The following is a 12,927-nucleotide window of genomic DNA, read 5'->3' as shown; positions in this document are numbered from 1 at the left end:
AAGCCTGAAATAGAATATTTCAGGCTTTTTTTGCTTTTAACTAAGTTATGCTAATTGTTTTTCTAATTTCTCGTTCAATACTGATTTTGGAACAGCTCCAATTTGTTTATCGACAATTTCTCCATTTTTAAAGAACAATAGAGCTGGAATATTACGAATGCCATAACGAACGGAAATCTCTGGATTTTCATCCACATTTACTTTTCCTACAACAGCTTTACCTTCATAATCCTTAGCCAGTTCTTCAACCACAGGACCTACCATACGGCAAGGACCACACCACTCTGCCCAAAAATCAATTAATACTGGTTTGTCTGCTTTTAAGACAACTTCTTCAAAGTTGCTATCTGTAATTTCTAATGCCATAATCTTTTAATTTTATAAACCGAAGTTATATCTTTAATACTATTTAATTGCTAAAATCAATAAACAAAGATAGTAACAACTACCAATGTATTTGTAATCTTAATTACACAAATTCCAATCCAAACTAATTCAATCGATAATTTATCCCTTCAAACTTATCTATACAGTCCAAAAATTCATTTGTTAGGTTTATTTTCAGACTTTTAGCTGGCATTTCGACAGATATTTCATCTTGGGGATCCCAAATTTTAAACTTTAATTGACAATTTGGCACAACCCCCTCAATCTCATTTTGCGCCAGTATATCTTTGATTCCGTCAAGAAATGCTTCATTCAACTTAGGTAAAGGAATATTGATCGTAAAACTCTTCGCCATCTTCTCACGAAGATCCGAAAGTAACTGTACACTACGCAGCTCAAAGCCCCAATTTCCAACCTGTCTGAAACGTTCCTGTACCAAACCCCGTAATTGCACAAAATAGCCTTCTTGCAAATACCCCTTCAATTTGACGTATTCTTCGCCAAAAACTGCCATATCATAGGAATCACTATAATCTTCTATGATAAACGACGCAAAAGGCTTACCAGTCTTCGTCAATCGATGGTTTGCCGATGCGATAATGCCACCAATCACTAATTCTTTATTCTTGATTCGATTAAACTCAAGCAAAGTCTCTTCATCGACCTCTGCCGCTTTAACTTTATTGATCAAAGCCAAATCTGAAACCGAATTCTGACAAAAATGCTCAATCTCAAACCGGTATGTATCTAAGGGGTGACTGGTCAAATAAATACCGATAACATCTTTTTCATATTTAAGCTTTTCAATCAATCCCCATTGCGGACATGGTGCCAAAACAGGTTCCGGCAATTCTGCAGCTCCACCTACACCAAACAAACTCGCCTGGGCCGAACTTTCATTTTCTTTAAATCGCTGGCCAAATCGTATCGCCTTTTCCATTCCTGTTGAATTTTCATCCGAATGGAAATATTGTGCACGGTGCGTGTTCTCAAAACTATCAAAACCACCAGCATAAGCCAGACTCTCGAAAGCTTTCTTGTTGACCGCACGAAGATCAATCCGTTTGGCCATATCGAAAACAGATTTATACAATCCTGATTGTCGAGTTTGCACGATAGCATCTACTGCTCCTGCCCCGACACCTTTAACTGCACCTATTCCAAAACGGATTGCACCACGTTCGTTTACTGTAAATTTATAATAGGATTCATTCACATCAGGACCAAGTACCTCTAATCCCATACGCTTACATTCCTCCATAAAGAATGTCACCTGCTTGATGTCATTCATATTGTTAGAAAGTACCGCAGCCATATATTCCGCTGGAAAATGCGCTTTCAAATAGGCTGTTTGATAGGCTACCCAAGCATAACAGGTCGAGTGGGATTTATTAAATGCATAACTCGCAAAAGCCTCCCAGTCGGTCCAGATCTTTTCCAGAACTTTGGCATTATGCCCTCTCTCCTCTGCCTGTGAAACAAACTTAGGCTTCATCTTATCCAGTACCGCTTTTTGTTTCTTACCCATGGCCTTACGCAAAACGTCGGCATCACCTTTCGAGAATCCGGCTAACTTTTGGGACAAAAGCATGACCTGCTCTTGATATACTGTAATACCGTAGGTCTCCTTGAGGTATTCCTCACAGGCATCCAAATCATAAACAATAGGATCTATACCATGCTTACGCTTAATAAAACTTGGAATATACTCTATTGGACCCGGGCGATAAAGTGCATTCATCGCAATCAAATCGGCAAATACCGTCGGCTTAAGGTCTCGCATGTATTTCTGCATTCCAGGCGATTCGTACTGGAACACCCCGATGGTCTCTCCACGCTGAAAGAGCTCATAAGTAAGCTCGTCGTCGATCGGAAATTGATCCGGATCCAGCACGATACCATGGCTTAATTTGACATTTTCGACTGTATCTTTAATCAGTGTCAGTGTCTTTAAACCCAAAAAGTCCATTTTCAGCAAACCTGCACTTTCAACAACGTGGTTATCGAACTGCGTCACATAAAGATCCGAGTCTTTTGCCAAAGAAACAGGAACGAAATTAGTAATATCGTCTGGCGTAATGATAACACCACAGGCATGGATACCTGTATTTCGGACAGAACCCTCCAAAACCCGGGCCTGTCTGATCGTTTCAGCCTCCAATCCAGCACCATCAGCAATAGATTTCAACCGATTAACAGCTTCAATTTCCTCAGTTCTCAGCTTTTCCTTTAAGCCAGCATCATCTAAAGTAAAAATCTTGGACAATTTAAGATTCGGAATCAGCTTGGCAATCTCATTGGCATCACCCAAAGGTAAGTCCAACACCCGCGCGGTATCTTTGATGGATGACTTCGCTGCCATTGTACCATAGGTAATAATCTGGGCAACCTGACTAGCTCCATATTTATTGATTACATATTGCATGACACGACCACGCCCCTCGTCATCAAAATCGATATCAATATCGGGCATTGACACACGGTCGGGATTCAAGAAACGCTCGAAAAGCAAGTCATATTTAATCGGATCGATATTGGTAATTCCCAAACAATAGGCCACGGCTGAACCAGCAGCAGATCCCCGCCCTGGTCCCACAGAAACTCCCATGTCACGAGCAGCAGCAATAAAATCCTGAACAATCAAAAAGTAACCGGGATAACCGGTCTTTTCGATCGTAGCTAGTTCGAAGTCAAGACGTTCGCGAATATCATCTGTTATTTCTTCATAACGCTTCTCAGCCCCTACATAACAAAGATGAGCCAGATATTTATTTTCACCACGTTTTCCGCCATCTTCAAGATCCGCTTCCACTTGAAATTCTTCGGGTATATCAAATTTAGGTAAAAGGACATCGCGATTTAATTTAAATATCTCTACCTTATCGACAATCTCCTGAATATTTAGAATGGCTTCGGGCAAATCTTTAAATAAAGCCTTCATTTCATCCGAAGACTTGAAATAATACTCCTGATTGGGTAAACCAAAACGGAACCCTCGTCCTCGACCTTTTGGCGTTGAGAGTTTCTCACCATCTTTCACACAGAGCAAAATATCATGCGCATGCGCATCGCCTTTCTTCTCGTAATATGTATTATTGGTTGCAACAACTTTGACCTGATATTTGCGGGAAAATTTAAGCAAGGTTTGATTCACACGATCCTCATCTTCCTGACCATGGCGCATCAATTCGAGATAAAAATCATCTCCAAATTGCTCTTTCCACCATAACAGAGCCTCTTCGGCCTGGCTCTCACCAATATTCAGTATTTTATTAGGCACTTCCCCTTGTAGGTTACCCGACAGAGCAATAACATCCTCCTTATATTGAAGGATAAGATCTTTATCAATACGGGGTACATAATAGAACCCTGCTGTATACGCAAAGGAAGCGAGCTTAGCCAAATTGTGATAACCTCTTTTATTCTTTGCCAATAACACAATCTGATACCCATTATCTTTCCTGGACTTATCTTTGTGGTTTTCACAAACAAAAAACTCACAACCAACAATTGGCTTTAAAAGCTGACCAGTAGGTTCCTGCCCATTTTCAATCGCCTCTGCATTTTGTGCTTCAATTTCTTTGTTGTGTCCTATAACACGAGAGACAAATTCAAAGGCGCCCATCATATTTCCATGATCAGTCAATGCAACCGCAGGCATATTATCTTTGACCGCTGCCGAAACTAACTTATCGTACGACATCGTCGACTGTAGGATCGAAAACTGAGAATGGTTATGTAAATGGGCAAATTTGGCATCCTTTAAAGCTGCTAACGCGTCCGCATCAACGACAACCTTGACTTCATCTGGCTGAGACCGTTTTCTAATTTCATCAGAAGCTGCTTTTAGGTTGATATGTTTCAGTCCAACAGTAGGTATAGGCCCCGGATTGTTGGTTTTAAAATCGACAAAGTAGCCCGTATCGACCTGAAGTTCTTCGGCAGTGAATACCTCTCTTCTGACAAGCTCCAGAAAACAACGTGTTGTTGCCTCAACGTCGGCTGTTGCATTATGTGCCTCAGCAAACGGCACTCCAAATAAATAGGAATGCAGCTCGGTCAAATTGGGTAATTTAAAACGTCCACCGCGACCGCCCGGAATTTTCAGGAGTTCAGCTGTTACTTCCGTACAGGTATCCAATACAGGCATATTAGCCATATTGGAAGCAACACCATAACGGTAAAATTCACAGCCCATGATATTCAAATCAAAACCAATATTCTGTCCAACAACAAACTTGGCTTTATTCAATGCCACATTGAATTTCTCTAGGACCTCCTGAAGCGGCAACCCCTGCTCTTCTGCCAATGCAGTCGATATGCCGTGTATTTTTTCAGAGTCATAGGGTATATCAAATCCATCTGGCTTAATCAAGAAATCGTGATGTTCGACCAAATTTCCCATCTCATCATGAATTTGCCAAGCCAATTGAATACAGCGCGGCCAATTGTCCGTATCGGTAATTGGTGCGTCCCAACGCTTAGGCAAACCCGTCGTTTCCGTATCGAAAATAATATACATAAAATTCTAACCCTCTTTAATACAACACATTAAATGCAAGACAATTTACATTTTTTTGAACTTGAAATTTACGAAATTATTAGAGAAGATTGTGTCAGATTTTTGCGAAAATCCACTAAAGAAAATCCGGCGTTACACGATACCTTGCAATTGTTTCGCTTCAACAAAAAACAGCATCATAAGCTCCTTGATCTTCCTCTTTTTATGCGCCTCGAAAAGTCAATATCAAGCCAAATCATCCAGCCCTCGAGCTCTTTTTTATCATGTATATCAAAAAATCCAACAGTATACCAACTTCAAATGAATAGCTTTTTTAACACATACTTCATAGGGACTTTATAGGGGCATTATTCGGACCTTATTCGGATGAATACTTATAATCTCCCTATTACCCCCCCCCTTGTATCTCCGATTTTATTTCCTTCTAATCATGTGGTTGATATGTATTGCTCTCTCCCCAGTGTGGTAAAAATTTTCATGAGGCCCCATGTCAATATTCTTCCGACTAATTTCAACGAGCCTAACCAAATAACATGCCCCCCACCACTACTTTCAATGGTCATAAATCCAGAGCCGAGACTTCGCATCTACAGGCCGACTGACTTCCATTTGGGCATACTTATCCTCAATACAATTAAAAACGAGATAAGCCTATAGGAGATAAAACACCTCAAATTTAATATTGTAATAGTTACACTATCCCAAGTATTTAGTATATTTGATTTTGACCCAAAAATCCATGATTAAAGCTATCTTTTTTGACATCGATGGAACTTTGCTAAGTTTCAAAACACATCAAGTTCCCGAATCTACTCAACAAGCATTTCAATTATTAAAAGAAAAAAACATCAAGGTATTTGTTTCAACAGGAAGGTCCTACAATCAGCTGGGGCATATTCGTTACCTCGATTTTGATGGATATATCACCTTCAATGGCGGGTATTGCGTCACGAAGGAACAGGAAGTCATTTATAAAAATAACATTCCTCAAAAAGACATTCGCTCCTTATTGGATTATGCTAAAAAGCGTGAAGACCTGACTTTTTCATTCATGTCTGAAAAAGAAATTTCCTTGAACCAGGTTACACCGGAGGTACAACGAATGTACGAACAGGTCAATGTCCCCACCCCACCTATTCGGGATTACGAAAAGGATTTTGATCTTGACTCAGTTATGCAGGTCAATGTTTTCATCAATCCTGAAGAAGAAGCTGAATTCATGGAAAATGTGATGCCAAATTCGGTTGCTTCGAGATGGACGCCCATTTTTGCTGATGTCAATCCGATGGGACAAAGCAAAAAAATTGGAATAGATGTTTTTTTAGATCATTTCAACTTCACCTTGGAAGAAACCATGTCATTTGGCGACGGCGGAAATGATATTACCATGCTAGCGCACACCCATATTGGAATTGCTATGGGTAATGCCAATCCCGAGGTAAAGGAAATTGCAGATTATATAACAGACAGCGTTGATGAAAATGGCATCTGGAATGCCTTAAAACACTTCAATATCATCTAAAGTTGGATAGTTAACGTAATTCGAGAAGTATTGCTGTTGCTATTCATCAGCAAATTATGTTTTTCCGGAAAAAGATAGTCCAATCGCTGTCGAAAATCACGTATCAATGTGCTGCTAAACTGACTTTCCAGATAATGGTTCACGCGGTAGCTAACTTCCAGCATAATCACCTTTGATGAGCCCGACAATCGGATCCGAACTGGATGAGAAGACATCGTATTATAACCATTTTCAACAGCATGCTGTACCACAGGAAAAAGAATGAGCGGCGGCAACATAATTTCATCCTGAGACTGTAGCTTATTTTCCCATTTGACTGAAAAACCTGCTGGAAGAAAACGTTCGGCCAACTGCAAATATTGGTTCAACAAGTTCAGCTCTACCTGCATAGCCTCAAATCGGTCAACATGAAGCTTAAGCAACTGCTCTTGAAAAACAAAATAGTCCGCTGGATCTATTTTGTTATTTTGTATAAAATGCCCTATCAAAAAGCTGTCCAGCTGACTGTTCCTAAAAGACAACCTATCCGCTAGCGCCAAAAGCTCTTCATTTCTTACACTCTTTTTACCCAAAAACCGATTGATTATACTGGACATTTCTTAAATTGCTTTAGATTAGAAACACAAAAATAAGGAAACATTATGTCAAATATTGCAATAGTTATTGAAGAAAGAGCCGCTGACATAGGCAATTTCTTAGTTGGGCGACTTCTTCCTTTCAGGCAGAAACGTATGGTCGGCCCTTTTATCTTTATCGACCACATGGGACCTGATAACATTGCCGAACCGCACTTTATGGATATTGCTCCACATCCGCATATCGGGTTATCCACATTGACTTATCTATTCGAAGGTAGCATTATGCACCGTGACAGCTTAGGAAATGCCGTGGAGATCAAACCAGGAGCAGTCAATTGGATGACGGCAGGTAAGGGTGTCACACACTCTGAAAGAACTCCCGAACAGCTGAGATCGACGCCGCACGACCTACATGGGCTGCAGATTTGGGTGGCCCTACCAAAAGAACTCGAAAAAATGGAACCTAATTTTGTTCACATAGAAGAACCGCAGCTTCCACATTGGACCGAAGACGGTGTATCTTATTGCTTAATTGCAGGTGAAATTAAAAACCACCGTTCCGAGGTTCCGGTATATAGTCCATTATATCTTATTGAAATCAAAGCAGAACAAGATGCGACCATTAAACTGGGCGATCACCTATATGGCGAAAGTGGATTATATATCCTTCATGGGACTGTTCATGCGGAAGGCCAGGAATTCGGTCCAAAACAGATTTTAGTTGCCAAGGATGCGAAACTATGTGAATTCGAAATGAAGGCGGGTACTTCAGTTTACATTTTTGGGGGCGAACCTTTTCCTGAACAACGATATATCGACTGGAACTTTGTCGCTTCAGACATTGAAACATTAAAAATAGCGCGCGAAAAATGGGAAAATCATGAATTTCCAAAAGTACCTGGCGATGACGGCTATATTCCAATCCCACCAGTAAATCCGACTTTAGGGCAGAAAAAAAATCAATAGCAATGTCCTATACCAATAACGACATGGACGTATAAATTGGAAAAGCCCCACAAGTAGAAAGACAGAATAAGCAAAAATAAAAATGCTGGAAATCATACAACGACTTCCAGCATTTTTATTTAACCGATATGAAAGCCGACTAATGGGCTATCCCGCTCACACCACCGGAAACAACGAGTTTCATGGCATCTGTTGGAGACATATCTAATTTTTTCACCTTATCTGCACTGATAATGACGACCTGCCCTGCAAAAGAGTAGGAATATGGAAAATACACCATAACTTCTTCTTCAAGCCCAATGCTTTTTAAATCATGCTGCGTTAAGAAACCTATCTTTTTCAGACCAAACTCATTCACCGTCACCAGGACAGGTTCATTAAATTTCTTTGCATCACCAACAAAGGCCTCTGTAAAATCTTTAATCGAAGAATATAAGGTATTTAGAAGTGGAATCCGCTGGATCTGATGATTAATCCACACTTTAATGGGGTCTGTCACAAAATTTGTAAAAATAAGCCCCGCCAGAACCAATACCAAAATAACGGTCAGAATACCTATTCCTGGAATATACAAGGGGTGCCCTCTATCATCCTCCAAAAAATGTTCAGTTAGATTCAATGCCGAATCAACTGATGCAACAATCCAAACTATTAAAAAAATAGCACCAGCTAGAGGAACCACCACCAGGATACCTCGTATCAAATAATTAATAAATCCTCTGATTAATTTGCTAAACATGAATTGAAAATCAAATATTATTCAAAAATGCAGAATATCCTTTATTATTCATAAAAATATACTCTTTTTACGCGTTGGGAAATACTCGTCAGCAGTTCATAAGGAATCGTTCCTATAGCTTTCGCCGCTGACTTTATATCAGGGTACACGATAACTTCATCTTCCTCTCCAACTTCCACATCCGTAACATCCAACATACACATATCCATACATATATCACCTATAGTAGGGACTAAAAACCCGTTTATCAACATTTTACCAACACCGTTACCAAAACGCCTATCGTAACCGTCCGCATAACCAATTTTAATTGTCGCAATCTTACTGTCTCTATACAGGACGCCGTGCCTATTATAACCTACGGTTTCACCTGCAGGGAGGTATTTAATCTGTGTCACATTCGTTTTCAAGGTACTCGCCTCCCTAATGGGTAAATCATGACGCTCAATATCGATACCATAGAGACCTATCCCCAACCTCACCATATCAAAATACGCATTCGGCCACAATTCAATACCCGATGTTGCTGCAATATGACGTAGAAAAGAATATCCTATACCACTTTCGAGACGCTTTGTAAATTCATCCAGCAGATCAATTTGTCGTTGTGTAAATTCCCGATCCTTTTCATTACCTGCAGACGCTAAGTGGGAAAATGCAGATTTGACCTCTAAAATCGCTTCCGCACGTAGCACCGCTATTAAACGATCGACCTCGTCAGGCATAAAACCCAACCGATGCATACCTGTATCTATCTTAATATGAATCGGAAAAGAAGCTATTTGTTTCGTTTTCAGAAAATTCAAAAAGGAGAACAATATTCTAAAGCTATAAATTTCCGGTTCAAGGTGATACTGAACAATGGACTCAAAAGAACTTTCATCAGGGCTCATCACTACAATAGGTAATTTTATGCCCGCACCACGCAAATCAACTCCCTCATCCGCAAAAGCAACCGTCAGATAATCCACCCGATTGAATTGCAAAAGATTTGCGATCTCGAAGCTTCCACTACCATACGAAAAAGCTTTTACCATGGTCATCAACTTCACCTGTTTCGGCAGCAGCTGTCGATATACGTTCAAATTATTCTCGAGTGCATTCAAATTGATTTCAAGCACTGTATCATGTGATTTTGCAACTAAAAGCTGACTGATACGTTCAAAATGAAACTCACGTCCTCCTTTCAATAACACCGTGGCATTTTCAAAAGAAAGCGACCTAATATCGGCCAAGAAAGCAGTTGTATCGCTATATGAAATAGAAGGCACATCAAATTGTGCTGCCACTTTAGGCAACACTTCACCTATCAATATCAATTTATCCAAACGATACTCACGAAGCAAACGTTTCAGCTTGGACAAACTTTTTTCATCTTCGATATGGACCCCAGGGATATCCGACAATATCAACATCTTGAACGGATGCTGTCCCTGCTGATTTAAAAACTCCAGGGCTATCTGCAGCGCATCCAGATCATTACTATAGGAGTCATCGATAATGGAGCTATTCTTTTTTCCTTTTTTTAACTCAAGACGCATCGCCACGGGCTGCAACTCTTTAATCCTCGATGCGATCACTTCATTTTCATAACCAAAACGTAGCATCACCGCTACACAATTTATCGCGTTCTCAACATTTCCTTTATCCACAAACGGTACTTCAACAGCAAAGGTGCGACCGGTATAATAGAACGTGACCATAGTAAATCGGTCGTTAACCTGTTTGATGGAGTATACTTCCAAAGAAAGGCCCTCATCAAGCCCCCAAGAAAATTTTCGTGGCCTATATGGCAATTGAATATTTTCGAGGTAACTATTTGGAAAAATCATGGTTTCAACATTTTTAAAAAGCTCGAGCTTTTCATAAATCTTTTCCTCCTTAGATTTGAAACCAGCTTTGTGGGCAACACCGATGTTGGTCAATAGTCCTATAGTTGGTTTTATCATCTGCTCAAGGCGCAGCATTTCCCCCTTTTCTGAAATCCCCGCTTCGATTAGCGCAAGATTATACTGACCGGACAACCCCCACAAGGACAAAGCCACACCAAGTTGAGAATTATAGCTCTTAGGACTTCGGTAAATCTTATATTCAGGAGACATAAGCTGGAAAAGCCACTCTTTTACAATCGTTTTACCATTGCTTCCAGTAATTCCGATGACAGGATAATCAAATTTCTGACGATGAAAAGTTGCCAGCTCCTGCATAGCAACTAAACTATCCGCTACCCAAAGAATATTAGCTTCCAAAAGCTCCATTTCCTGTCCCTCATCGGCCTGAAGCACAAAATTACGAACTCCTTTTTCGTAGGCTTCCCGGATATACCGATGACCATCTCTGTTCTTCTGAAGTGCAAAAAAAATGCCCTTGTCCGCCTGGGCAATTTTACGGCTGTCATAAAATAAATGCTGGACAAAAGAATTGGGATCCGTGATAAATGTGCGATTGGGATGTAAAATCTGGGCGATTTCCGATATTTTGTACATTCTCCTGATATATTTTGATTGTGTCAAAACTGAACATTTTTTTAGTTATTTCATATTATTTTTGAAATTTTGACAATATGTTTGACGAAGAAAAAAGAAACAAGAAGATATTAACGCAGCATCAGGCGCAGTTGAAAGCGGAAAGCTATTGCGTCTATCAAGAACGCGCACAGCAAGAAGTACGCGATAAGCTCTACAGCTGGGGACTAAACGAAGAAGAAGTCGAAAATGTATTGGCCAATTTGATCAGCGATAATTTTTTAAATGAAGAACGCTTTGCTATTGCCTACTGTAACGGAAAACTCCGCATGAAAGGCTGGGGTAAAGTAAAAATCAAGCAGGCACTCAAAGCAAAAAGAGTATCCGAACAATTGATAAAAATTGCATTTAAGCAAATCGATCTAGATGAATATGAACAAATCTTAAATCATATCATTGACAAAAAACTCCGTGAAATTAGTGGTAAGAACCATTATGCAGTTAAAAACAAAGTTTATCAGTTTGCACTATCCCGCGGATTTGAAAGTGATTTAATTTTTTCTACACTGAATTCAAAGGAGTTATAAAAAACACAGAAAGAAAGTAAATAAATATTTTGCAATATTGAATTTTCGCTCTATATTTGCATCACCAAAAAGGAACGCAAGGTTCTTTTAAAAATTGAAATAAAATTCCAATGCGAAAATAGCTCAGCTGGTAGAGCACAACCTTGCCAAGGTTGGGGTCGCGAGTTCGAATCTCGTTTTTCGCTCACCTGCCTAGGTGGTGGAACTGGTAGACACGCAGGACTTAAAATCCTGTTCCCGTTAAGGGAGTGCGGGTTCGATTCCCGCCCTAGGTACAAGAAAGCTCATCTAACGATGGGCTTTTCTTGTTTATGCGCATATGTTACCTCGAATGGCCCTGTCAAATTCACAAAACTCCCTTCAATCTTTAATAAACTTGCTTGCGAAGCTCATCAGCCCATGGGCATTTTATTTAATCGCCATAAAAATAAGAGAAAGCCGTAGGCCAGACTCAACAATATAAGTTTCAACATGCCTATTTTATACTTGAATAAAAGAAAAAGTGAAAATAACACCCAAACCAGAGCCATCGGCTCAATGGCATACCAAGAACTGACACCACTTGGAAATAGAATCCCTATACCTAAATAACAGGCCAAATTAACGATTACACCAACTACGGATGCAGTCACTAAAGATAGGATAAATTGTATACATGTATTTTTTTGGGTCCGTTCAATCAGTGGCGCCCCAACAAAAATCAAGGCAAAGTTTGGAAGAAAAGTAAAATATGCTGTAGTGATCAAACCTATTGCTGCCATGGAATAGGACTGATGAAAATGATTGAAGCCAGCCATAAAACCAACATAGGCCAAAACAATCACTAAAGGCCCCGGGATAGCATCAATTTTGGAAGTTTTTGACAAGATTGCATAGCGTAGTAGACCAACAGCAATCACACCCACAATAATCCAGGGCATTGGAAGCCCAGCAAAATACGATAGCAGAAAAGCGGCCAATGCGACCAAATAATGCCATGTGCTGACAAGAGATTTCTGCCCCATCCGAAAGGTTGCAAATATAATGATCGCTAGAACTGCAGGTTTTAAACCCGAAAATAAAGCAATAAGCAATGCGGAGTTGCCATAGTGTGCATATAGTGTACTGAGTCCACAAACCAAATGGCTTCCCGAAAAATTGGCTTCTGTCTATTATCTTCTT

Annotated in this window: 9 protein-coding genes and 2 tRNA genes; 5 read left to right on the top strand and 6 right to left on the bottom strand. The window is 40.0% G+C overall.

Translation table 11 applies throughout. The features are described 5' to 3' along the window. Window positions 1–45: 45 nt before the first annotated feature. Complete coding sequence (gene trxA / locus OK025_RS12760) at window positions 46–366, bottom strand: thioredoxin (protein ID WP_046671752.1); 321 nt, start codon at window positions 364–366, stop codon at window positions 46–48. Window positions 367–490: 124 nt separating this feature from the next. After that, window positions 491–4,909, bottom strand: a complete 4,419-nt coding sequence (gene dnaE / locus OK025_RS12755) for a DNA polymerase III subunit alpha (RefSeq protein WP_317669731.1) — start codon at window positions 4,907–4,909, stop codon at window positions 491–493. 739 nt (window positions 4,910–5,648) lie between these two features. Here dnaE and OK025_RS12750 point away from each other — a divergent pair. Continuing rightward, entirely contained in the window at window positions 5,649–6,431 is a 783-nt protein-coding gene (locus tag OK025_RS12750) for a Cof-type HAD-IIB family hydrolase (protein ID WP_046671754.1), read from the top strand. Here OK025_RS12750 and OK025_RS12745 read toward each other — a convergent pair. Next, window positions 6,428–7,027 carry a hypothetical protein gene (locus OK025_RS12745; protein ID WP_317669730.1) on the bottom strand — a complete coding sequence of 200 codons (600 nt, stop codon included), beginning with the start codon at window positions 7,025–7,027 and terminating at the stop codon, window positions 6,428–6,430. The genes OK025_RS12750 and OK025_RS12745 overlap by 4 nt on opposite strands. Window positions 7,028–7,072: 45 nt before the next feature. Between OK025_RS12745 and OK025_RS12740 the strand changes: the two genes are divergently transcribed. After that, window positions 7,073–7,975 (top strand): pirin family protein, encoded by a 903-nt coding sequence (locus OK025_RS12740; RefSeq protein WP_201667337.1) that lies wholly within the window; start codon window positions 7,073–7,075, stop codon window positions 7,973–7,975. A 139-nt stretch (window positions 7,976–8,114) separates the two neighbouring features. On the opposite strand, the gene OK025_RS12735 is transcribed toward OK025_RS12740, so the two are convergent. After that, entirely contained in the window at window positions 8,115–8,714 is a 600-nt protein-coding gene (locus tag OK025_RS12735; protein ID WP_046671757.1) for a DUF502 domain-containing protein, read from the bottom strand. 44 nt (window positions 8,715–8,758) lie between these two features. Beyond that, window positions 8,759–11,200 carry a bifunctional UDP-N-acetylmuramoyl-tripeptide:D-alanyl-D-alanine ligase/alanine racemase gene (locus OK025_RS12730; RefSeq protein ID WP_317669728.1) on the bottom strand — a complete coding sequence of 814 codons (2,442 nt, stop codon included), beginning with the start codon at window positions 11,198–11,200 and terminating at the stop codon, window positions 8,759–8,761. 77 nt (window positions 11,201–11,277) lie between these two features. On the opposite strand from OK025_RS12730, the gene OK025_RS12725 reads away from it, so the two are divergent. The 3 genes from OK025_RS12725 to OK025_RS12715 all read left to right on the top strand — a co-directional run bounded on the left by OK025_RS12725 (window position 11,278) and on the right by OK025_RS12715 (window position 12,041). Then, window positions 11,278–11,766: a regulatory protein RecX gene (locus OK025_RS12725; RefSeq protein WP_075994013.1), complete on the top strand. Its 489-nt coding sequence runs from the start codon at window positions 11,278–11,280 to the stop codon at window positions 11,764–11,766. A 112-nt stretch (window positions 11,767–11,878) separates the two neighbouring features. Then, window positions 11,879–11,951 (top strand) — tRNA-Gly (locus tag OK025_RS12720). Between the two features lie 5 nt (window positions 11,952–11,956). Further along, window positions 11,957–12,041 (top strand) — tRNA-Leu (locus OK025_RS12715). A gap of 117 nt (window positions 12,042–12,158) precedes the next feature. Here the strand turns inward: OK025_RS12715 and OK025_RS12710 are convergent. Next, window positions 12,159–12,887, bottom strand: coding sequence for a chromate transporter (locus OK025_RS12710; protein WP_333577064.1), 729 nt, complete (start codon window positions 12,885–12,887; stop codon window positions 12,159–12,161). Window positions 12,888–12,927: the final 40 nt, after the last annotated feature.

Origin of the sequence: Sphingobacterium sp. UGAL515B_05 (assembly GCF_033097525.1) — a bacterium.
Lineage (GTDB): Bacteria > Bacteroidota > Bacteroidia > Sphingobacteriales > Sphingobacteriaceae > Sphingobacterium.
This window is presented reverse-complemented; position numbering and strand designations above follow the sequence as displayed.

Bases quoted from the DNA above. Each gene is read 5' to 3' on its own strand.
- trxA (WP_046671752.1), bottom strand. From the start codon at position 366: ATGGCATTAGAAATTACAGATAGCAACTTTGAAGAAGTTGTCTTAAAA.
- dnaE (WP_317669731.1), bottom strand. From the start codon at position 4,909: ATGTATATTATTTTCGATACGGAAACGACGGGTTTGCCTAAGCGTTGG.
- OK025_RS12750 (WP_046671754.1), top strand. From the start codon at position 5,649: ATGATTAAAGCTATCTTTTTTGACATCGATGGAACTTTGCTAAGTTTC.
- OK025_RS12745 (WP_317669730.1), bottom strand. From the start codon at position 7,027: ATGTCCAGTATAATCAATCGGTTTTTGGGTAAAAAGAGTGTAAGAAAT.
- OK025_RS12740 (WP_201667337.1), top strand. From the start codon at position 7,073: ATGTCAAATATTGCAATAGTTATTGAAGAAAGAGCCGCTGACATAGGC.
- OK025_RS12735 (WP_046671757.1), bottom strand. From the start codon at position 8,714: ATGTTTAGCAAATTAATCAGAGGATTTATTAATTATTTGATACGAGGT.
- OK025_RS12730 (WP_317669728.1), bottom strand. From the start codon at position 11,200: ATGTACAAAATATCGGAAATCGCCCAGATTTTACATCCCAATCGCACA.
- OK025_RS12725 (WP_075994013.1), top strand. From the start codon at position 11,278: ATGTTTGACGAAGAAAAAAGAAACAAGAAGATATTAACGCAGCATCAG.